The organism is Kribbella speibonae (assembly GCF_004331375.1).
In the GTDB taxonomy this organism is placed as follows: Bacteria; Actinomycetota; Actinomycetes; order Propionibacteriales; family Kribbellaceae; genus Kribbella; species Kribbella sindirgiensis.
Genome location: NZ_SJKC01000007.1, coordinates 423,673 through 446,061 on the forward strand (window position 1 = coordinate 423,673; position 22,389 = coordinate 446,061).

17 protein-coding genes are annotated in these 22,389 nt (G+C 68.9%); 6 read left to right on the forward strand and 11 right to left on the reverse strand.

The features are described from left to right. Positions 1-18: 18 nt before the first annotated feature. Positions 19-1,011, reverse strand: a complete 993-nt coding sequence (locus tag E0H92_RS38700) for a Gfo/Idh/MocA family protein (RefSeq protein ID WP_131499784.1) — start codon at positions 1,009-1,011, stop codon at positions 19-21. A 12-nt stretch (positions 1,012-1,023) separates the two neighbouring features. Then, the gene (locus E0H92_RS38705; RefSeq protein ID WP_131499785.1) at positions 1,024-2,004 is read right to left on the reverse strand and encodes a Gfo/Idh/MocA family protein; all 981 of its coding nucleotides are present in this window, start codon (positions 2,002-2,004) and stop codon (positions 1,024-1,026) included. A gap of 179 nt (positions 2,005-2,183) precedes the next feature. On the opposite strand from E0H92_RS38705, the gene E0H92_RS38710 reads away from it, so the two are divergent. The 3 genes from E0H92_RS38710 (at position 2,184) to E0H92_RS38720 (ending at position 6,517) form a co-directional block, all read left to right on the forward strand. Beyond that, positions 2,184-3,311, forward strand: coding sequence for an ROK family transcriptional regulator (locus E0H92_RS38710; RefSeq protein ID WP_131499786.1), 1,128 nt, complete (start codon positions 2,184-2,186; stop codon positions 3,309-3,311). A gap of 62 nt (positions 3,312-3,373) precedes the next feature. Next, entirely contained in the window at positions 3,374-5,104 is a 1,731-nt protein-coding gene (locus E0H92_RS38715) for a DUF4832 domain-containing protein (protein ID WP_131499787.1), read from the forward strand. Between the two features lie 9 nt (positions 5,105-5,113). After that, the gene (locus tag E0H92_RS38720; RefSeq protein ID WP_131499788.1) at positions 5,114-6,517 is read left to right on the forward strand and encodes a DUF4832 domain-containing protein; all 1,404 of its coding nucleotides are present in this window, start codon (positions 5,114-5,116) and stop codon (positions 6,515-6,517) included. On the opposite strand, the gene E0H92_RS38725 is transcribed toward E0H92_RS38720, so the two are convergent. From E0H92_RS38725 to ftsH, 4 genes are all read right to left on the reverse strand, one after another. Further along, positions 6,507-11,291, reverse strand: a complete 4,785-nt coding sequence (locus tag E0H92_RS38725; RefSeq protein ID WP_131499789.1) for an Ig-like domain repeat protein — start codon at positions 11,289-11,291, stop codon at positions 6,507-6,509. The genes E0H92_RS38720 and E0H92_RS38725 overlap by 11 nt on opposite strands. 27 nt (positions 11,292-11,318) lie before the next feature. Beyond that, positions 11,319-12,065: a cobalt transporter gene (locus E0H92_RS38730; protein WP_131499790.1), complete on the reverse strand. Its 747-nt coding sequence runs from the start codon at positions 12,063-12,065 to the stop codon at positions 11,319-11,321. After that, on the reverse strand, positions 12,062-12,706 hold the full coding sequence (locus E0H92_RS38735) for a hypothetical protein (protein ID WP_131499791.1): 645 nt from the start codon (positions 12,704-12,706) through the stop codon (positions 12,062-12,064). The genes E0H92_RS38730 and E0H92_RS38735 overlap by 4 nt, the downstream gene beginning before the upstream one ends. A 179-nt stretch (positions 12,707-12,885) precedes the next feature. Beyond that, positions 12,886-14,919, reverse strand: a complete 2,034-nt coding sequence (gene ftsH, locus E0H92_RS38740) for an ATP-dependent zinc metalloprotease FtsH (RefSeq protein ID WP_131499792.1) — start codon at positions 14,917-14,919, stop codon at positions 12,886-12,888. Between the two features lie 65 nt (positions 14,920-14,984). Here ftsH and E0H92_RS38745 point away from each other — a divergent pair, with 65 nt between their 5' ends. Further along, entirely contained in the window at positions 14,985-15,920 is a 936-nt protein-coding gene (locus tag E0H92_RS38745; protein WP_131499793.1) for a nucleoside hydrolase, read from the forward strand. 146 nt (positions 15,921-16,066) lie between these two features. Continuing rightward, positions 16,067-16,663 carry a ClpP family protease gene (locus tag E0H92_RS38750; protein WP_165550231.1) on the forward strand — a complete coding sequence of 199 codons (597 nt, stop codon included), beginning with the start codon at positions 16,067-16,069 and terminating at the stop codon, positions 16,661-16,663. 4 nt (positions 16,664-16,667) lie between these two features. Here E0H92_RS38750 and E0H92_RS38755 read toward each other — a convergent pair whose 3' ends face one another. The 5 genes from E0H92_RS38755 to E0H92_RS38775 are packed head-to-tail and all read right to left on the reverse strand — an operon-like array spanning position 16,668 to position 20,774. Continuing rightward, positions 16,668-17,633, reverse strand: coding sequence for a quinone oxidoreductase family protein (locus E0H92_RS38755; protein ID WP_131499794.1), 966 nt, complete (start codon positions 17,631-17,633; stop codon positions 16,668-16,670). Between the two features lie 9 nt (positions 17,634-17,642). Continuing rightward, positions 17,643-18,002 (reverse strand): hypothetical protein, encoded by a 360-nt coding sequence (locus E0H92_RS38760; RefSeq protein WP_131499795.1) that lies wholly within the window; start codon positions 18,000-18,002, stop codon positions 17,643-17,645. Next, positions 17,999-18,862: a DODA-type extradiol aromatic ring-opening family dioxygenase gene (locus E0H92_RS38765; protein ID WP_131461058.1), complete on the reverse strand. Its 864-nt coding sequence runs from the start codon at positions 18,860-18,862 to the stop codon at positions 17,999-18,001. The genes E0H92_RS38760 and E0H92_RS38765 overlap by 4 nt, the downstream gene beginning before the upstream one ends. A gap of 11 nt (positions 18,863-18,873) precedes the next feature. After that, positions 18,874-19,650: a citryl-CoA lyase gene (locus tag E0H92_RS38770; protein WP_131499796.1), complete on the reverse strand. Its 777-nt coding sequence runs from the start codon at positions 19,648-19,650 to the stop codon at positions 18,874-18,876. Continuing rightward, the gene (locus E0H92_RS38775) at positions 19,647-20,774 is read right to left on the reverse strand and encodes a CaiB/BaiF CoA transferase family protein (RefSeq protein WP_202874044.1); all 1,128 of its coding nucleotides are present in this window, start codon (positions 20,772-20,774) and stop codon (positions 19,647-19,649) included. The genes E0H92_RS38770 and E0H92_RS38775 overlap by 4 nt, the downstream gene beginning before the upstream one ends. Before the next feature lie 162 nt (positions 20,775-20,936). Here E0H92_RS38775 and E0H92_RS38780 point away from each other — a divergent pair, with 162 nt between their 5' ends. After that, positions 20,937-22,385 (forward strand): amidohydrolase family protein, encoded by a 1,449-nt coding sequence (locus E0H92_RS38780; RefSeq protein ID WP_131499798.1) that lies wholly within the window; start codon positions 20,937-20,939, stop codon positions 22,383-22,385. Positions 22,386-22,389: the final 4 nt, after the last annotated feature.

Below are 22,389 nucleotides of genomic sequence, written 5' to 3' on the forward strand. Positions count from 1 at the left end.
TCGGACGCAAGCGATGGATCAGACCTTCAGGACGGAGGCGATGGTTTTCGAGCGGGAGCCTTCGTACGCGGCGAGGAGGATGCCTAGGACGGCGATGCCTTCCTCCTCGGTGTGCAGCGGGCGCGTCTTGCCGGCGAGCGAGTCGGCGAAGTGGCCGATCTCGGCGACGAACGTGTCGACCGGTTCGAACTCGAAGGTCTCGGTCTCACCCGACCGGAGGCTGTACGACAGCGTCGTACCGTCGCTGGTCAGCGAGCCGAGCTCACCGACGGCCGAGAACCGCTCGGTGCCGACGGCCGGCTGGTAGGCCCAACTGGTCACCAGCTGGCCGACGACGCCGTTGTCGAACCTGATCAGGACCTGTGCGGAGTCCTCGCCCTCCATGAACTTCAACCGGTGCGTGGACAGCATCGCGGTCGCCTCCACCGGCAGCCCGCCGGCGAGGTGCAGCATCAGATAGGTGGGGTGGTACCCGGTGTCGATGAGCTCGCCACCGCCACTGGTCTTGCTGCTCGCCCGCCAGCCCATCGAGCTCGGGTCGAAGTCGTTGTAGAAGCTGTCCGTCGTCCGGACCTCGTACACCGTGCCGATCGTCCCGGCCTGCAGCAGCTCCCGGGCCTTCGCGACCGCCGGCATGAACAACTGGTTGTGCGCGCACATCAGCGTCACGCCGTTCTCGGTCACCGCCTTGCGGACATCCGCTGCCTCCTCGGCGGACAGGCACAGCGGCTTCTCGCACAGGATGTGCTTACCCGCCTCGGCGGCCGCGACGATCGCGTCCCGGTGCAGGTGGTGCGGCAGACAGATGTCGACCGCGTCCAGCTCCTCGTTCGCGAGCATCTCGCGATAGTTCGTGTACGCCGCGGCGCCCAGCTCCGCGCCCCGCTTCTTCGCCGTCTCCTCCACCGCGTCCGCGACCGCGGTGACACCGATCCGGTCCGCGTGCTGCGTGTACCCCTTGATGTGCGCCGAAGCGATTCCCCCGGCGCCGATCAGACCGACCTTGATCATCGGGACGTCCTCTCAGCTGTAGGAAATCACTCGGTTGGACTCGGCCGCCGCGTTCGCCGCGACCACCAGACGGGTCAACTCGACCGCGCGTTCGATGTTCTCGTCGGCCCGGGTCCCGTTGGTGATGTGATCGACCCACTGCGCGAACGGATCCGGCGAGTGCTCGGGCACCGGCAACTGCTCGCCGTTCACGGTCAGCAGGTTGCCGGCGTCGGTGTACGTGAGCGTGCCCTCGGTCCCGAACAGCTCGATCGTGAACGGGTTGCTGCTCGCGAACCCCGCCTCGATCACCCCGATCTTCTGGTCGCCGTACCCCGCCACCACGACAGCGTTGTCTTCCAGACCGCGATCCGCGACCGAGCGGTACGTCGCGCTCACGGTCTCCGGCGTCGCGCCGAGGAAGAGCTGGATCAGGTACACCGGGTGGCAGCCCAGGTCGGTGAGCGCCCCGCCGATCGCGGCCTTCGGCTCGAAGAACCGCTGCGGGAGCCAGCCGTCCTTGCCGTCGCGCGCGATCGCGCCGTCGTGCGACAGGCGGACCCGGCCGTAGGTCAGCCGCCCGAGCGTGCCCTTGTCCAGCACCTCCTGGATGGCGGTCGTGTACCCGTGCGCGAGCCGCGGCAGCGAGACCGTCAGCTTCACGCCGGCCGCGTCGGTGGCGGCCACGATCTCCTCGGCCTCGGCGACCGTCGGGGCGAGCACTTTCTCTGTGTAGATGTGCTTTCCGGCCTGCGCGGCCTTGACCATGATGTCGCGGTGGACGTCGGTCGGCGTCGTGATCACCACACCGTCCAGGTCGTCCCGCGCGAGCAGGGCGTCAAGGTCGCCGGTGAACTCCACGCCGAACTGGTCGGCACCGGCCTGGCCCCGCTCGGCGTCATCGTCCCAGACGGCCACCAGGTCCGTCCCCGGATGCGCCTGGGCCTGCCTGGAGTAGTCGCCGGCATGGACGTGCCAGAAGCTGAGCGTCGCGATCTTCAGCGGGTTGGACACGCTGGTCCTCCTCAGTGGAAACCTTCGGAAACGTTTCGGATCGACCGTCGGCAGATCACGGTACAACGTTGTCAGGAGAGTGCAACAGACTTCCGGCGCGCCCGTTCACACGGTGAGACTCGCGTGCAAACGGGATGCTTATAGTTATCCAGGAGTCCAGGGATACGTGGAGGGTCGCGATGAGTGAACAGCCCGCCGGCGGGGACCTCTCGCGGTTGCGGCAGCTCAACGCGTCCGCCGTACTGCGGGAGTTGCGCGGTGATCAGCCGCTGACGCTCACCGAACTGTCGAAGCGAACACGGCTGTCGCGCGCTTCGACCGAGGACGTGGCGCGGGACCTGCTCGGGCGCGGCTGGCTGACCGAGGTGGCACCCGCGTCCGGGTCGGTCGGGCGGCCCGCTCGGCGGTACCGGTTCAACGCCGGGGCCGGGCGGTTGCTCGGGATCGACATCGGCGGGCACAAGGCACTCGCCCTGGTCACCGACCTGGACGGCGAGGTCCTGAACCAGAGCCGCATCGAAATCCCCGCCGACGCCGGCCGCCGGGAACGCCTCGCAGCCCTCGACCGCTGCGTGGCGAGGGCGCTGGCCGGGACCTCGGGTGGGCAGATTTGGGCGACGGGGGTTGCTACGACCGGGCTGGTGGACGGGACCGGGAAGGTGATGCTGTCCGATTCGCTGCCGGAGTGGACCGGGGTCGACCTGGGGGCCCATGTACGGCGGCTTGTGCCGGGGCCGGTGCGGGTGGAGAACGACTGCAAGCTCGCGGCGCTCGCGGAGACCTGGCGTGGGGTCGCGCGCTACGCGAAGGACGTGGTGTTCCTGCTCGCCGGTGTGCGTACAGGCGCCGGCTTGATCATCGACGGCAAACTCCACCGCGGCTTCGCCAACTGGTCCGGCGAGATCGGCGCCCTCCCAGCCGCCGGCTGGCAACAAGCCCCCGAGCACCTCATCACCTGGCTCCAGGACACAGCGAGTGCGATGGACGGGTTCGAGCGGGTGTTTGTGGCGGCTCGGGCGGGTGATCAGGGGGCGTTGGGAGCAGTTGAGGGCTATGTGCGGGATCTGGCGGTGGGGGCGTCGGCGTTGGTGCTGACGTTGGATCCGCAGTTGGTGGTGATCGGGGGCGGGTTTTCGCGGTCCGCGGACGTGATGGTGGAGCCGTTGCGGCGGGAGCTGGACCGCTGGTGCCTGCGGACGCCGGAGATCCGGGTGTCGGCGTTCGCCGACGAAGGGGTGGCGCTCGGCGCCGTCCGGCTGGCGCTCGACGAGGTCGAGTCGACGATCACCACCGGCCTCAGACCTTGACATAATTTTCCTGGACTCCATGATTATCCCCATCGCCCCGCCCAGCGAGAGGAAGCATCGTGATGCGTCCGTACCGTCTGTTCACCGCCATCGCCGCCGCCGGCGCACTGCTCGCCGCGGTCCTGTCCTCCCCTGCCCACGCGACGATCAGCGGCGCCACCGCGACCAACACCGCCACGACCGTCACCTACCGCTTCTCCTACACCGGCACCCCGCAGTTCCTCCGCGTGTACGTCGACACGGACCGCAACCCCGCGACCGGTTTCGCCCAGGCGGGCACCGGCGCCGACTACCTCCTCGAGAACGGCAGCCTCTACCAGCACACCGGCACCGGCTGGAGCTGGACGCTCGTCCGCGCGGCCACCTTCACCAACACCGGCGGCGTAGCCCAGTGGACGGTCGACCGCGCCGACCTCGGCGAGACCGCCACACCGAACGACGCCGACCTGATCTTCCAGGCGGAGGCACCGCTCGAGACGTCCACGAAGTACACACAGACCTACACCGGCGGCAGCGGCGGCGTGACCTACACCCCGTCGACGGAGAACTTCGCCAACCCGGAGCGCGGCTTCTACCACCACACGGGTGACTGCGACAAAGCCGACTTCTCCCAGGCCACCCTGGAGAGCTACCGCACCAGCCAGGGCATCTCCCTGGTGATGTGCGTCTTCTACCTCGCCGAGTACAAGAACGGCCCGATCGCCCAAGCGGCTCTCGACCAGTTGCAGCAGCAACTCGCAACGGTCCGCGCGGCCGGTCTCAAGATGATCCTCCGCCTCGCGTACACCACCTCCACCACAGGCGACGACGCCACGAAGGACCGTGTCCTGGCACATCTCGACCAGTTGGCGCCGTACCTGAATGCAGGCAAGGACGTGATCGCCGTCGTCCAGACCGGTCTGATCGGCGCCTGGGGTGAGTGGTACTACACGCAGAACTTCGGCAACGCCGGCGTCGTGTCCGCCACGGACTGGGCGAACCGCAAGGCCGTCACCGACAAGCTCCTGAGCGTCGTGCCGTCCACGCGGATGATTCAGCTCCGTACGCCGAAGTTCAAGCGGACCATGTACTCGACCACCCCGGTCCAGCCCGGTGACGCCTACAACGGATCGAGCCTGTCCCGGATCGGTCACCACAACGACTGCTTCCTCGCCAGCGCCGACGACTTCGGCACGTACGAGAACCCCTCCGTCGAGTACCCGTACCTGCAGGCGGAGACGACGTACGTCGCGATGGGCGGCGAGACCTGTGGTGTGAACGCACCACGCTCGAACTGCCCGACCGCGACCGCTGAACTCGCGCAGTTCCACTGGTCGTACCTCAACACCGACTACGAGCCCAACGTCCTCACCTCGTGGAACAGCGGCGGCTGCCTGACCACGGTCACCAAGAACCTCGGCTACCGCTTCCGCCTGGAGTCCGGCACCTACCCGAGCACCGCCTCGCCCGGCGGCAGCCTGCCGATCAGTTTCACCGTCCACAACGACGGCTACGCCACGCCGTTCAACCCGCGCAACCTCGAGCTGGTGCTGCGGAACACCTCCACCGGCATCACCTACAAGCTCCCGATCTCCTCCGACGCACGCCGCTGGACCGCGGGTACGTCGACCACGGTGTCGCAGACCCTCACCGTGCCCAGCAGTCTTCCGGCCGGCTCGTACGCCCTGTTGCTGAACCTGCCGGATCCGCTCCTGTCCACTCGCCCCGAGTACTCGATCCGTCTAGCGAACCAAGGCACGTGGGACGCGGCGACCGGGATGAACTCGCTCCTGCACACACTCACTGTCAGCTAGGAGATTCAGATGAGACGGCTTCTCACAGCCCTCGCAGCGATCGGTTTGTTGCTGCCGACCCAGGCAGCCATGGCGCACGAAGCCCCGGCGACGACCCGCACCTACACGACCAGCGACGAGGTGTTCGCCAACCCTGAGCGCGGCTTCTATCACCACACCGAGACGCACTACAAGGCCGACGACACCGGCTACGTCCCACTCGACGTCACCACCTTGCGGAACTTCAGGACCCAGGAGCACATCACGCAGATCCTCCGCGTGTTCTACCTGGAGAAGTTCGCGAGCCGGGACGTGATCGACAAGCAGTACCTCGACCTGGTGCGCGCCGACTTCCGGACCGCCCGCGCGGCCGGCGTCAAGGTGATCGTCCGGTTCGCGTACGCGCTGCCCGGAGCCGGCTGGCCACCGCCGACGCCGTACGGCGACGCGCCGGTCGCCCGGGTCGTGAAGCACATCCAGCAACTCACACCGGTACTGCGGCAGAACGCCGACGTGATCGAGCTCGTCCAGTCCGGCTTCGTCGGCCTCTGGGGCGAGGGCTACTACACCGACCACTTCAGCAACCCGCAGGACCCGAGCCAGGTCTCGGACCAGAACTGGGCCGACCGCAAGGCGGTCACCGATGCCCTGCTCAGGGCCCTCCCGAAGGACCGGATGATCCAGGTGCGGACGCCGTACATGAAGCAACGGATGTACGACGTACCGACCGGGACCGAGGGTGCGCTGACCGCGGAGCAGGCGTACGACGGTTCGCCGCTGGCCCGGATCGGGCATCACAACGACTGCTTCCTGGCCAGCCCCGACGACTTCGGGACGTATCTCAGCGACCCGGTCGAGCTGGACAAGGATTTCGTTGCCCAGGACACCAACTATGTGCCGGAGGGTGGCGAGACCTGCGCGGTGAACCCGCCGCGCTCGGAGTGGGAGTCGGCCTCGGCGGAGATGGCCCGGCTGCATTTCTCGTACCTGAACACCGACTACAACAAGGACGTGCTCGGCAGCTGGGGCACCAACATCGAGGTCGCGAAGCAGAAGCTCGGCTACCGGTTCGCGCTCACCGAGAGCACGGTCACGAGCCGGCGCGGCAAGGTCGAGGTCGCTCTGCAGGTACGCAACGACGGCTGGGCCGCGCCGTACAACCCGCACCAGGTCCAGCTGATCTTCCAGAACGCCAAGCACACGTTCAAGATCAATGTCCCGGCCGACCCGCGTCGTTGGGGAAGCGGTACGACGACCAACCTCAACTGGAAGGTCGCCGCACCGCCCGTCCCCGGCAAGTACCGCGTACTGCTGAACCTGCCGGACCCGCTCCTGTCCTCTCGCCCCGAGTACTCGATCCGCCTGGCCAACGTCGGCACCTGGCAGTCGAGCACCGGTTACAACGATCTGCAGCAGACCGTGACTATCGGATAAGCGTCCACGGCCCGTACGGTGCGCCCGGAGCCTGGTTCCGGGTCCACCACTTGGCCTGATACCGCTTGTCCTTGTAGAGCACCACGTCACCCTTCTCGAAGATCCGGGACGCGGTCCACACCGTCGTACCGTCTTCGGTCATCGCGAGCTCCTGCCAGGCGCCGTACGGATCACCCGGCGCCTGGCGGATGCTCGCCCACGCGGCCAGGTAGGGCTTGCCCTGGTACGAGACCTTGGCGCCGCCCTTGTACAGCGTCTTCGAGTTCCACGCCGGCGGCAGAACGACGGAGACACTCACCGATCCCTGCACCGGCTCGAACGTGTCGCTGCCCGAGTACGACGCCGTCAGCGTGTGCGCCCCCGCGGCCAGGCCGACCGGGAGAGTGAACGTCGCCTTCCCGCCGGACACCGGTGCGGTGCCGCGAACCTTCGTGCCCTCACGCAGTTCGACAGTGCCGTCGACCGGCAGGGTTCCGGCGGTGACGTTGACGGTCACCTTCGCCGCCGTACCCCACGGCGTCGACACGGCCGGTGCCGTCACCGTCGGCTGCCCCTTGCGGGTCCGGAACACGGCCGGCTGCGCGACCGCCGTACCGTCGTCCGCGCTGCGAGCGGTGACGATCCAGCCGTACGACGTCGCCGGCGTCAGCCCGTTCCACGTCGCGGTCGCCGTGCTGTTGGCGGTCACGGTGTCCGTGCCGACCACACCGCCCGGCACATAGGCCGCCAGCGAGTCCGTGCTGAACGACGTCTTCCGCGTGCTCAGGTCGACCGGCAGCGTGAGGTTGTCCTCGGCGCCGTTGTACCGCGGCTTCGTCTGGCTGCCGTCCTGGCGGATGTCGTACTCGGTCGCGCCGAAGTTGTTCAGGAACGGCGAGTACGTGTCGATGTGCAACTCGGCCCGGTCGACGTCGAACTGCAGCAGGCGCAGGAAGCTCGCACCGAACTGCAGCCGGTCGGTCGCCTTGTGGTCCGGCGTACCGTCGCCGTTGACGTCGATGTTGCCCGCGGCATCGACCTGACCGGGCCACAGCTCGCCCGCGGGGACCGTGTAGAACTGGTAGTCCGCGAGCAGCTCGACCACGTCGTGCGCGACGGTGACGCCGATCTTCGACTTCAGGTTGGTGCCGACGCCGTGCTCGTGTCCGGCCAGCACCAGGAACACGTTCGGGTTCGCCTCGACGACCTGCTTGTACAGGGGTGAACCGTCCGGTGACGAGAACGCGGCGCCGCGGCCGTCCGGGTTGGTGGACGGACGCAGGTAGTCGTGCGACAGCAGGATCCCGTTGCGGTCCTTGTACCGCTTGAAGATCGAGTCCGCCCAGTTGGCTTCGGCAGGCGTCACGCCGTACGACAGACCGACCGCGACGAAGTCCAGGCCGCCGGCCGAGAACAGCACGTAGTTGTTCTGGTTGTCCTTGCCCGGCGTGATCGAACCGTCCGGGTTCACCTTTTCGTCCCAGGCGTGGTACTCGGAACCGGCCGGCCAGCCCTTCGCGACCTCCTGGTACCGCTCCGCGCTGAAGGTCTTGCTGAACCGCGACTCCGGGCCGGTCTCCGCACCCAGCTGGTTGTCGTGGTTACCGGCGATGACCTGGTTGACGACGCCCTTCTTGTCCAGGATCGCCTGGTAGCTCGACGCGAGCGCGAGCTCCTTCTCGACCTCCTCGTTCAGCCCCGGCTTCTGCAGCGTGCCGTCCGGGTTCTTCGCGAGCGGGTCGTAGTAGTCGTTCTCGATGATGTCGCCGGTGTGCGCGGCGTACTGGATCTTGCGGCCCGCGCTGTTGTCGGCGATCCACTGCACCTCGTTGCGGTACGCCGCAGCCCAGATCGCCTGCTCCTCGGCGGTCATCACGTCGCTGGGTTCCTTGACGCCGTCCCAGTCGTCGTACGTCCCGCCGGCCGCGCCCTCGGTGAGGTACTGCGTGTCGGTGAAGTGCGCGATCGAGAAGTCGTACGACGCGGGGTCCTCGAAGTGATCCTTGTCGTTCTGCGCGGACGCGTCCCGCGGCGACAGATCATCCGCGAACGGGTCCTCCCCCGTCACCAGCACGTGGACGACGCCTGCGTCGACGTACTGCGCTCCGACCTGTGCGGTGAGCACCGCGGTCTCCCCCGCAACGCCACGCCCACTGGTCAGCACGACCCATTTCTGACCGGCCGGATCCCAGACCCGCAACGCTGCTACCCGCTTCGGGTCGATCGTGCCTTCCCAGCGCAGCGTGCTGCCCGCGCCGGCCTTCAGGTCGTACCGCTGGAACACCACGTCCCGGCTGGAGGCCGTGTCGATCGTCTTCCCGTCCAACGGCTTGAGCGAATTGACGTCGACGGTTTTGTCGTGCGCGACGTCCAGCGAATCCGGTACCGCTGCAGCCTCGCCCTGATAGCCCAGGACCGGGGTGACCACAGACGCCTTCGTGAACGTGGCCGTCAGGGGTACCCCATCCTCGCCGGGGATCTTGGCGGACAGTGTCGCCGTCTGCTCGTTGACGCCCGTCACTGTCGCGGCGAGATCGCTCGGTACGTCGGGGATGCTCGCGCTGGTGAAGTGGATCTCGCGGGTGGCCGTGTTACCGAGGGTGTCGGAGGCCGTGACCGCGATGGTATGGGCACCGGCGGGCAGACCGTGACCGATCTGGTCGCCCTGCTGCACCGGCTTGCTGTCGATGGTGATCAGCGGCGCACCGGCAAGACCGGTCGCGTCCTCGACGTCGACCATCAGGGCGACCGTCGAGGTGATGCGCTGGCCCTCGGCCGGGACGCTGCTGCCGACGGTCGGCGCCGAGTTGTCGACGGTGAAGCGGCGGGTCGCGGTCTTGTCGCCGGCGACCGCCTCGATCGAGTGCGCGCCGTCCGCGATCGTGGTGGTGTCGACATCGGCCCGGCGCCCGAGCCCCGTGAGCGGCGACCCGTCCTGGGCGGTGACGTCGAACAGGATCGTCTTGCGCAGTTCGGCGTTGTGGCTGCTGCGGCAGCTGCCGTCGCCGATGTAGACGGTCACCGGGGTGCCGGCCGGGTACGTCGCACCGCCGATCGTCACGTTGCTCTCGGCAACCTCACGCGACAGCAACGTCGCCTTGGCGGCGTTCGGCACGAGCTCGAAGTCGCGCAACGTGAAGTCGTCGTAGTTGTCGCAACCGCCCGGCTTCGCGCTGCCGTGGTCGCTGCCGGCCACGAACTCGAGCACGTTCGTCCCCGGCACCAGCCACTCGTTCGGGAACGTCAGGTCGGCGGTCTCCTTCTCCCAGACGCCGAGGTCCAGCGGGATCCCGTTGATCAGCACCTTGTTGTCGAACCCGTTGTCGGCCCCGTTGCCGCCGACGAACACCTTCAGGTGCGCGTCAACGCCGGAGCCGAGCGTGTCGACCGTCCGGGTCGTCGGCGCGTCCGCGATCGTGAAGTGGAACTCGGCCTCCTTGTTCGGGCCGCAGGTCCCGTCGCCGAGCGCGATGATCGCGTCGCTGGTCTCGGTCTTCGTGGTCGTCGACCCCGTCGTCGTCAGCAGGTACGTCGTACCGCGGGTGATGGTGCCCGCGGCGGTGAGGGTCGGAGCGCTGATCTTGAAGTCGTCGTGGTTCGCGCAGGTCGCGCCGTTCAGCGTGCCGTTGTAGTCACCGGTCCCGACCTGGACCACGTTGTCGCCGGCCTTCAGGAACCGCTGCGGGAGCTTGACCGTGGCGGCCTCCGCAGCGGTCACGCCGTAGTCGCCACCGAGATCTACACGGTTGCCGTTGACCAGCAAGTAGTTGTGGTACTTCGCCTCCGCGGAGTTCCCCGCCTCGACGGTCACGCCGAACGTCGCCGTACCCGCGGCCAGCGTCTCGTCGTTCTGCGCCGGGCTGCCGTCGATCGCCAGCGCCGTCACACCGGAGCCTGACGGTACGGCGGCGATCACCGGCTGCTCGCCCTTGATCACGGTGCCGTCGGCGGGCGTGACCTTCGGGGCACCGGCCGGAGCGTTGTTGACCTGGATCGTCGCGGTCGCCGTCGCACCGGACGCGGTCGTCGCGGCGATCGTGTGCTCGCCGTTGCTCAGCTGGGTGGTGTCGAGATCCTTGCGGAGTCCCGCCGTACTGCCTGGCTCGCCGGTGACGATGAAGGTCAGGTCCTGGGTCAGCAGGTGCTTCGAGCTGCCGCAGGTGCCGTCACCGAAGCTGTAGCTGAACTCGTTCTGCTCGCCGTCGATCGCGCTGCCCAGCAGGCTCAGGCTGATGCTGCTGAGCGGGAAGTCGTCGTAGTTCGGGCAGCGGCCGCCCTCGCCGTACGGGAGAACCTCGTAGCCGACCGCGGCGGTGTTGGTCGTGTCGACCCAGGCCGCCCCGGCGTGCACCGTGACCGTGTTGGCGCCGGTGTGCAGCCACTCGCCCGGGAGATCCAGTCGACCGGCCTGGCCGCCGGGGATGTCCGGGAAGAAGACCTTCTCGGTGCGGCCGTTGACGGTGAGGTAGTTGTGGTAGCGCGCTTCCGTGCCGTTCCCGCCCATGTCGAATGCGAAGTGCGCCGTACCGGCGGTGGTGGCGGCGTCGACCTGCTGACCGTCGACCTTGAGCGCGACGACCGAGTCGTTCTCGGCGGACGGCTCGGCGACGACGGTCGTCGTACCTTCGAGGGTCTGGCCGTCGCGGAGGTTGAGAGTCGGGGAGCCGGTCGACTCGGCCGCGGCCGCGGCCTCCGCACCTGACGTGGTGGAGACGATCGCGGCGCCGGAACCGGCGACGAGGGCGGCCGCGAGCATCACCGAGGCCGCTCTCAACCGTCTGAAGTGGTGGGGCATGGCAGGGGGACTCCTTTGGTGGCGGATTTACCGACGGGTCGCTAGGTGGGTGGCGGCGTACGCGGTCATGGCGACGCCGGCCAGGGTGATGCCGGTCGCGGCGACCAGGGGTGCGAAGCGCGCGACGGTGTGCAAGAGATGGTGGGAGCGGCCGCCGCGGACCACGACGTTGCTTCCGGCAACGGCCAGCAGGCCGACGCCGAACAGGACGACGGCCATGCCGATCCCGAACGTGATCACGAGGAGGAGCGCGAAGCCGGCCCGCCCGAGGAACAGCCCGGCCACCAGCACGAGAAACGCCGACGGCGAAGGCGTCAGCCCACCGGAGATCCCCAGCAACACCAACCCCGGCCGAGAGTGCCCATGCCCATGCCCGTGGCCATGCCCGTGGCCGTGCCCGTGCCCGTGGCCGTGGCCGCGTTGGTTTCTGTGGCGTCTGAGGAGCCAGAGGCCGGTGGCGATCACCAGCAACCCGCCGACCAACTGCAGACCGGTGGTCAACTGCTCCAGCCGCAGCACATCCGACAGCGAAAGGAACGTCCACGCCACACCGATCACCAGCACCGACAACGTGTGCATGACAGCGACCGAACCACCCAGCCAAGCAGCGTCCCGGACCCGACCGCGTTCCCCCACCAGGTACGCCGCCGCAAGACTCTTCCCGTGCCCAGGCATGACCGCATGCCCCGCCCCCGCCGCGAACGCCAGCACGAACGCGACCGGCGGCACCCCCGGCGAATGCACGAACCCTTCCAGCTGCCCCGCAAGGCTCATGACCGCCGCCACCGCCGTACGCCGAACACGCCGGCCACCGCCAGCAGCACAGCACCGCCGATCGCCCCGACCTGGATCGCGGCGCTCCGGCCGAGGTGCTGCTCCTCGACGGCGCCCAGCGTCCAGTCGTGCCGGTCGCTCCCGTCGCCGTACACCGCCCGCGCCCCGTTGGGACCGGTCGCCAGCGTTTTGTACGCCGGGTTGAGATCGGTGAGCGTCTTCACCGTCACCGAGACTTCGCCGACCGCCGCGGGACAGGTGTAGTCGATGGATACACCAACCTTCGCGAGGTCCGCGGTGGGCTGTACTGCGCCCTGGCAGTTCCTCCCGTGGTTGGCGACCGTGATCTGACGCAGCAGGTAGTCGGCGAGCTTCGGGGACGGACCCATCGCGACCGCGTCGGCGGGCTGATAGATCACAGCGCCGTCCAGCATCACCCGGTCCTGCGGCAGCACCCCGAGCGCGACCCCGAGCACCGTCAGATCGTCGAGCCCGCCGACCTTCCAGCGGACATGCACGACCGCGCCGTCAGCGGTAATCGCGACCGTCTGCGGATCGCCGAACGGATGCGCCACCGCGGGAAGTACCCCGACCACCGACAGGACCAAGGCCACCGGCCCCAGCGCCCAGAACCTGCCCAAGCGTCAACGCTCCGAATGCTCACGGTCCCCCAAGACACGCACACACGCAACCGCGCCGGACTCTTCCAACGCCCAGGTAACACACACCCCGCACCCGGTAGTCACCAAGCAACCCCCAGGTGAACGATTGACTGCACCGTCAACCACCCGGGCAACAACCACCCGCCAGAGGCAGAGGGCTAGGCGCCGTCGCGCGGGGTGGGTTGGGGTTCGGGGGTGCGGTTGGGGCGGGTTGTGTGGGTGATGCCGGCTGCGGCGTAGGCGTCGGCTTCGTCGAGGGTTTCGTGTTCGAGGAGCTGGTCGGCGATCGAGTCGAGTTTGGGGCGGTTCTCGCGGAGCAGGCGGCGGGCCTCGGCGTAGCACTGCTCGATCAGGCGGCGTACCTCCTCGTCGACAGTGTTGAGCAGTTCGTCCGACACTCCCGCCGTACGGGCGTCACCCTCGGCCGGAAGGATCGACACCGGACCGATGGCGTCCGACATCCCCCACCGCCCGACCATCGACCGGGCGATCCGGGTCGCCGTCTCCAGGTCGCTCTCGGCGCCCGTGGTCACGACCCCGAGGACCTCCTGCTCGGCCGCCATCCCGCCGAGCGCCCCGATGATCCGCCCGCGGAGATAGTCCACGTCGTACCCGTACCGGTCGGACTCCGGCGTCGACAGCGTCACCCCGAGCGCCCGCCCGCGCGGAATGATCGACACCTTCCGCACCGGGTCCGCGCCCTTCTGGATCATCCCGAGCAACGCGTGCCCGCCTTCGTGGTACGCCGTGCGCCGGCGCTCCTCCTCCGGCATGACCACGTTCCGCGCGGTCCCGAGCTGGACCTTCTCCAGCGCGTCGGTCAGGTCGCGGTGGCTGATCTGCGACTCGCCCTGCCGGGCCGCGGCGAGCGCCGCCTCGTTCAGCAGGTTGGCGAGATCGGCGCCGGTCATCCCGGGCGTGGACCGGGACAGCGCGGCCAGATCGGCGTCCGGCGCGAGCGGCTTGCCGCGCGCGTGCACCTTCAGGATCGCCTCCCGCCCAGGCTGGTCCGGCGCGTGCACCGTGATCGTCCGGTCGAACCGGCCGGGCCGCAGCAGCGCCGGATCGAGGACGTCGGCACGGTTCGTGGCCGCGAGTACCACGACGCCCTCGGTCCCGGAGAACCCGTCCATCTCGGTGAGGATCTGGTTCAGCGTCTGCTCGCCCTCGTCGTGCCCGCCGACCGACCGGGCGCCGCCGCGGGCGCGCCCGATGGTGTCGATCTCGTCGATGAAGATGATCGCCGGCGCCACCTTCCGCGCCTCGCCGAACAGCTCCCGCACCCGGCTCGCGCCGACGCCCACGATCATCTCGATGAACTCCGAGGCGCTCGCGGAGAAGAACGGCACTCCGGCCTCCCCCGCGGTCGCCCGTGCGAGCAGCGTCTTCCCGGTCCCGGGCGCGCCGGCCAGCAGCACGCCCTTCGGCGCCCGCGCCCCGAGCCGCCGGTACTTCTCCGGGTCCTTCAGGTAGTCGACGACCTCCTCGATCTCGGACTCGACCTCGTCGATCCCCGCGACATCGGCAAAGGTCACCCGCACCGTGCTCGGGTCGACCGGCTTCTTCTGCCGGCCGGCGCCGCCGCCGAGCAGCCCGCCAAGACCACCGCCCGCCCGGCTCCGCCGGAACAGCCAGAAGTAGAACGCGGCGATCAGGATGAACGGGCCGAGCGAGATCAGCAGGTTGACGAGCACGCCACGCTGCGCGACCACCGGGGTGGCCCGGACCGTGGCGCCGCCCTTCTGCAGGTCGCCGTACAAGTTGTCGTTGGCGAACGTCGGCCGCTCGGTGGTGAACTTCGTGTACGTCGACCCGCTCTTGCCCGGCACCTCCGCGGCCTGCTTCAACCGGCCCTCGATGGTGTCGCCCCGGGCGAAGATCTCGGCGACGTTCTGCTTCTGCACCTGCACGGTGAAGTCGGTGTAGGCGATGGTCTGCTCGCCTCCGGACATCTGGTCCTGCATCGTGGTGAGCAGGAACAGCACCAGGTACCCGCCGACGATCCACGCGGCCCACTTCCACCACCGCGGCCGGCGAGGCTTGTCGTCGTCACCGTGCCCGGCCGGCAGCCCCTCGGTCCGCCACGGCTTGTGCGGCCGCTGCGATCCGTCGTTCTTCCGGTCCCCCTGGTCCCCACCCTGACCCCGGTCGGCGCTGGACTCGTCCTTCGCCGGCGGCTCCTTCTCGCTCATGAAGCCAACATAGGACCTGTTCCCCCACGGACCCAGCAACAACTCCGTGCTGCATATCCTGGCGCATGGCCACGCCTCTCCTCCTCGACTGCGATCCGGGCCACGACGACGCGCTGGCGATCCTGCTCGCGGTCGCCGATCCGGCCGTCGACCTGCTCGCCGTGACGACCGTCGCGGGCAACCAAACCGTCGACAAGTGCACCGTGAACGCGCGCCGCGTCCTCTCACTCGCGGGCGCGCCAGACATCCCCGTAGCGCGGGGCGCCGACAGGCCGTTGGTACGCCGGTTGCGCATCGCCGACGACGTCCACGGCAGTACTGGACTCGACGGCCCGCACTTCACGGGCGAGCCGTCGGTCCCGGAGTCTGCTTCGTCGGCTCATGAGCTGCTGGTCGACGTACTGCGAACTCGGCAAGCCACCGTCGTCGCGACCGGGGCGTTGACGAATATCGCACGTCTGCTCACAGAGGAGCCCGGTCTGGCCGCGAACATCACCGAGATCGTCTGGATGGGCGGATCCACCGAGCGCGGCAACATCGCACCGCTCGCGGAGGCGAACGCGTACGTCGATCCGGAAGCGGCGGACGTGGTGGTCCGGTCCGGGGCGCCGTTCACGATGTGCGGGCTGAACGTGACGCATCAGGCGCTGGTGACCGACGACGTCCTCGCGCGGCTCGACCGGATCGGGACGCCGCTGGCGCGGATCTGCGGCGAGTGGATGACGTTCTTCGCGTCGACGTACCGGGAGCTGTTCGGGTTCGCCGCGCCGCCGCTGCACGATCCGGTCGCGGTGGCGCGGGTGATCGATCCCGCGATCGTCCGGTGCGTCGAGGCCAATCTGGTGATCGAAACAGCCGGCGAGTGGACCGCCGGTGCGACGGTCGTGGACCTGGACGGTTACACCGGTCGCCCGCCGAACGCTCGGATCGCCGTCGGCCTCGACCAGGACGCCTTCTGGGACCGGCTGCTCACCGCGATCGCCAAGCTCCCCGTCTGCTGACAGCGGAACGGCCTTCTCCCCAGTCCCCCACTGCCTCAGGGTGGAGGTGTCGAAGGAGGACACACATGTACGTCGAACAACACCCGACCGCCTCAACTCAGCCCGGGCCTGGGATTCCGGGGCGGCCCTGGCCTGAGATTCCCGGGGTGCCGCGGCCGGGGGTGCCTGAGCGGCCGGCGCCGCAGCCGATTCTGCCGTCCTGGTACGAGCCGACGTCGATCACGCTCGAACGCGAGCTGGCCGACCGGCTGCTGGCGGAGCGGGTGATCCTGATCGGCGGACGCCTCGACGACTCCCTCGCGAACCACATCGCGTCGCAGCTCCTCCTGCTGAATGCCCAGGGCAACGACCCGGTCAAGTTGCACCTGTCGTCGACCGACTCCGAGCTGGAGGCTGCCCTGTCCGTCGCCGCCGCGATCGACCTGATCAGCGCCCCCGTCCACGCCATCGCCCGCGGCACGGTCCGCGGCCCCGCGATCGCCGTACTCGCCGCCGCCGAGCGACGTGAGGCCCACCACCACACGACGTTCGTCCTGTCCGCACCCCGCTTCACCGCCGAGGGCACCGTCAACGAGCTGGCCGCGCTCTCCGAAGCACACGACCAGCAGTCCGCCCGGCTCCGCGACCTCATCGCTCAGGCAACCAGCCGCCCAGCCGACGAGGTCACCGCCGACCTGGAAACAGGCCGGGTGCTCACCGCCGAAGATGCGCGGGCCTACGGCCTGATCACCACCATCCTCTGACGTTTCAGGACAAGGTCAGGACCAGACGGCCGGGCGTGTTGCCGGTCGTCTGGCGGTTCCAAGCGCTCGCCACTTCGGCGAGGGTCACCGTTTCGTAGGCGACGGTGATCTCGCCGGTGGCTGCGTGCTGGAGTACGGCGGTCAGCGCGTCGCGGCGTTGATCCGCGGTGAGGGCGTTGTTCGTGTACCCGAGGATGCTCGCCGACTTGCTCCGCAGCACCGCCGACGAGAACACCGCCTCATCGTTCGACGATCCACCGAGGTTTACCAGCCGGCCGCCCGGAGCGAGCACCCGCGAGGCTGCCGTCGCGGCGACCCCGAAGACCGAGTCGACCACCACGTCGTACGTCGGCGCACCCAGCCGGCCCGTCAACTCGTCAACATCGGTGCTCAGAGCAACCACCTCGTCGGCACCGGCCGACAGCGCCCGCTCGCGCGACGCATCCGACCGTACGACGGCGACAACCTGCGATGCGCCGAGCACCCGCGCCGCCCCGATCGCCACCTGCCCGACCGCGCCGCCACCTCCCAGCACGAGCACCCGCTCGCCCACCTGCATCCGCGCCCGCCACGTCAGCATCATCCACCCGGCCACCCCGGACAGTCCGATCGCGGCGACCGCGGCGTCTCGCACCGGCGCCTCCAGCACGATCAGATCGGCGTCGGGTACGGCGGCCCGCTCCGCGAAACTCCCGTCGCCCGCCGCCATTCCGGCCGAGGTCGCGAAGAACACTCGCGTGCCGGGGGCAACGGTCGCGGACTCCTCCACCACGCCGACGCCTTGCACACCTGGTACGTACGGGAGCGCCGGCGGGCCGAAGTACGACGTACCGGAAGCGCACAGCAGGTCGAGCGGCACGATCGGGGCTGCGGTAACGCGGACGACCGAGACTCCGTCGCCGACCACGGGATCGGGGTGTTCGGCGTGGGACGGCGGCTCGCCGTGAGTGTGCAGGACAGCGGCTCGCACGCGGTCTCCTCAGGTAGCGATGTCCGGATACGGTAGCGCGTGGTGCTGCAGCGCCCGCCCGTACGCCTTCTGGTACTCGAGCGGCCCGTGGTCGCGCTCGAACATCGCGATGAACAACGTCAGCGTCAGGAACGGATGCGCACCCAGCCCGAACAACGCCACATGATCGTGCTCCCGCAACGCGCGCCGCTCCTCCTCGGTGAACTCCAGCCAGGTGGACTTCTCCGCCACCGCGCAGTTCAACACCTGGTTCGCCATCTCCTGCTCCCACCAGCTGACCGTCCCGGCCGCGTCCGAGCGGTACCGCTCGACAAGCGAAGGATCCCGGTCGACGGTGTAGAGGAACTTGTTCAACAGGTACTTGCTCATGCCGGCACTCCGTTCGGGTACCAGGTGAAATACGCCTCCATCGTGTGGAACAGGTCGAGCGAGTCCACGTGATCGGCCTTCGCTCCGGCGCCGGCGACGCCCATCATCAGCATGAAGTCCATGAAGCCGTGCGTCGCGTTGCCGGGCAGATGCAGGCTGTCGAGCGTCACCTCCGCCAGGCAGCCCTCGAGGTCGCCGCTCGCGATCCAGTCCACCGCCTTACGGTCGAACTCCGGGTCCGGGCCGTGCGCGCCGAACTGCCGCGGCCCGCCGAGTTCCAGCGACAGATGCCCGGTGCCGATGATCGCGACCCGCTTGTCGATCGGCCACGACTCGACCAGTTGCCGGATCGTCCGGCCGAGTTCGACGAACCGTCCGGGGCGCGGCAACGGCGGCGCGAAGATGTTGGTGTAGATCGGCACGATCGGCAGGTCCGCCTCTGGGCGGAGCGTGATGATCGGGCAGGTGATGCTGTGGTCGATCCGCAGTTCGTTGCTGAAGGCAAGGTCGAAGCCGGCGTCCAGCCCGTTCCGCAGGATGTGCCCGGCGAGCTGCTCGTCGCCGGCCAGCCGCATCCGCGGCAACCCGAACTCGCGTTCCTCGTTGTACCAGTTCGCGTCGAAGTACGGCGCCTTGCCGACCAGGAACTGCGGCATGTTGTCCAGCCACAGCTGGTGGAAGTGGTCGCTGCCGACCATCACCAGGATGTCCGGCCGCGCCTTCGTCAGGGTCTCCCGGAAGGCCTCGATCTTCGCCACCCACGCGTCGGCGAACGGCGGGCGGTCGGCGCCTGTCGCGGTACTGGCCCGGTAGTAGAACGGATGATGTGTGGAGGCGATCACCGCGGCGACTGTGGCCATGCGCTGCTCCTTCAGGTTTCCGGATCGACGTACACGGCGTTGCGATCGACGGTCAGGTAGGCGTCCATGCCGATCGGCCGGCGGTGTTCCTCGGCGATCTGGCCGAGCAGCCCGGCGGCCCTGGCCAGCAAGGCGAATCCACGCAACAGCTCGACCGGCAGCCCGAGATCGGCCAGCGCGGCACCGCAGACACCGGCCCCGTTCAGCGGCAGCTTCCGCCCGAGAACCTGCTCGTGCACCCGGCCGATCGCCTGGAACAGCTTCAGATGCGGTCCTTCCAGCCCTTCCTCGCGAGCAATCCCGATCAGCACCGGCGTCCGCGGATCCTGCACCTTGTGCACCGGATGACCGAGCCCCGGGATGTACCTGCCTTGAACCCCGCGTACGACGTCGAGCGCGAACTCGTCCCACCCGGCGTCATCAGTCGGCAGCTCCCGTCCGTCAAGAGCCTCGTGCAGGAACATTCCACAGTCTTCGGTGACGCCGAGGAAGCGCGAGCCACCGCCCAGGAGGCCGGCGGCGAGGGCGCCCTGGAGTGAGTCCGGGGCTGACAGGTACGTGAGCCGGGCGGCGATCGCGGTCGGCGTGAACCCGTGATCGGCCAGGGCGACCAGGACCGCCTCGAACACCCGGGTCTCCGACAGCGTCGGCCGGCGCAGCGCGACCAGCCAGAACGCGAGTTCGCCGAAGCCCACCTTGCCCATCAGGTCCGCGGTCAGATCCTGCCCGAGCAGGCGGATCTCGTCGGCGGTCGACGTACCGAGCGAGGTGGGAAATTGCGTGCTCATTCCGTCAGCCACTTCCTCAGTTCGTCGCCGTGTTCGTCCAGCGCGGGCGGCGGCAGCCGGTACGACGCCGCGCTGCCGGAGAACGTGATCGGGTTGCGGACCGTCGGGATGCCGCCGACCGTCACCACCGGGTCCAGCCCGATGTCCTCGGCGAACGCCACGCCGCCGTCGACGGTGTTGATCGGCCCGCACGGCACCCCGGCCGCGATGATGTCCCGGAACCACTCCAGCTTCGTCCGCGTCGTCAACCGCGCCACGAGCAACGGCCGCAGCTCGTCACGATGAGCGGTCCGCTTCTCGTTCCGATCGAACCGCGGATCGTCGGCCAGCTCCGGTACGCCGAGGACCTCGACCAGCTTGCGGAACTGCCCGTTGTTCCCGGCCGTGATGATCAGCTCCCCGTCCGCGCACGGCAGCGGCTCGTACGGGAACAGGCTCGGGTGGCTGTTCCCCATCCGCAGCGGTACGACGCCGCCCGCGACGTACGCGCTCGACTGGTTCACCAGACCGGACAGCGCCGACGACAGCAGGTTCACCTCGACGTGCTGGCCGCGCCCGGTCTCGTGGCGCAGATTGAGGGCGGACAGCACCCCGATCGTCGCGTGCAGTCCGGCCATCACGTCGAACACCGAGATCCCCGCCCGATACGGCTCACCGGAAGGATCGCCGGTCAGGCTCATCAGCCCGGAGATCGCCTGCACGATCAGGTCGTACCCGGGCAGCTCGGCGCCGCCCGGCCCGGACCCGAAGCCGCTGATCGACGCGTAGATCAGTCTGGGGTTGCCCTCGGCAACGGTTGCGTAGTCGAGCCCGAAGCGCGCCAGCCCGCCCGGCCGGAAGTTCTCCAGCAGCACGTCGGCGCGACGCGCCAGTTCCTGCGCCGCCGCGAGGTCCGAGGGGTCCTTCAGATCGAGCGCGATCGACCGCTTGTTCCGGTTCACCGCGAGGTAGTACGTCGAGACGCCGTCGCGGACCGGCGGCTGCCAGGACCGGGTGTCGTCACCGCCGGGAGACTCGACCTTGACCACGTCGGCCCCGAGGTCGGCGAGCAGCATGGTCGCGTACGGACCGGCCAGGATCCGCGAGAAGTCGGCCACCAGCAGCCCGGACAGCGGACCCTTCACACGACCTCCCAGATCTACGGACAGCTGTCCGCATCAGTTTCAATCTCCTCGTACGACCTGTCAACAGCCTCTTGACAGCGCTCACCGGCGCTCAGAGTATGAGCCTGACCGCCCCGTTGACCGTCATACGGACGTATGTCCGGGCACTTCTTGGAGGCATCGATGACCACAGTGCTGTTGCGGGGCGGGACCGTGCTGACGATGGACGACCAGCACACGGTGGTACAGGACGGCGACGTCCTGGTCGACGGCGACCGGATCGCGGCCGTCGGGCAATCAGGCCAACGGCTCGACGTCCCCGAGGGCGCCCAGGTCGTCGACGCGTCCGGCGGGATCGTGATGCCGGGCATGATCGACACGCACCGGCACATGTGGCAGACCGCGATGCGCGCGTACGGCGCCGACTGGACGCTCACGCAGTACTTCGTCTGGTACTACCTGGAGCACGGCAAGATCTTCCGGCCGGAGGACATCCACGCGGGCAACCTGACGTCCGCGTGGGAGTCGCTCGAGGCCGGCGTCACCACCACGGTCGACTGGTCACACGGGCTGCAGAGCGTCGAGCACGCCGAGGCGGCCGCGGACGCGTTGCGCGCCGTACCCGGGCGGTTTGTCCTTGCCTACGGCAACATCCAGGCCGGGCCCTGGGAGTGGTCCGCGGATCCGTCGGTGCGCGCGTTCCTGGAGCGGTTGCGGGACGACGGGCAGCTCGGTCTGCAGCTGGCGTTCGACGTGACCGGTGACCCGGCCTTCCCGGAGCGGGCCGCGTTCGAGGTCGCGCGCGAACTGGGGCTCGGCGTCACCACCCACGCCGGCGTCTGGGGTGCGACCAACGACAACGGCATCAAGCTGATGCACGAGAACGGCTTCATGACGCCGCAGAACATCTACGTCCACGCCGCCACGCTGACCACGGACTCGTACCAGCGGATCGCCGCGACCGGCGGCTCGATCTCGGTCTCCACCGAGTCCGAGCAGAGCGCCGGGCAGGGCTACCCGCCCACCTGGCAGGTACGCCGGCACAACATTCCGGTGTCGCTGTCGATGGACACCAGCGTGTGGTGGAGCGGTGACCTGTTCAGCGCGATGCGGACCACCCTCGGCGCGGACCGGGCGCGTGAGCACCTCGAGGCGCACATGAAGGGCGAGACCGTGACGCACAGCCATCTGCGGGCCGAGCATGTCGTCGACTGGGCCACCCGCGGCGGCGCCCGCGCACTCGGCCGCGACGACCTCGGCAGCCTCGAACCGGGTAAGAAGGCCGATGTGATCCTGATCAAGAACGACGCGTCGCCGGTGTCGTTCCCGCTGATCAACCCGTACGGCCAGGTGGCGTTCCAAGCGCAGCGCGGCGACGTCCACACCGTGATCGTCGACGGCCGCGTCGTGAAACAGGACCACCAGTTGGTGGGTTGCGACCTGCCCGCCGTACGGCGTGAGGTCGAGGCGACCGTCGACCACCTGCGGTCGGCGCTCGGCGAGGATGCCTGGCGGAGCGGGATGAACCCGGAACTGCCGGAGGGCGAGGTGTTCGACAACCCGTACCAGTACACGGCCTACAAGTCCGACTCGACCCGAGAGGCGCGTGGCACCATCTTCGGTGAGTCGTAACCCG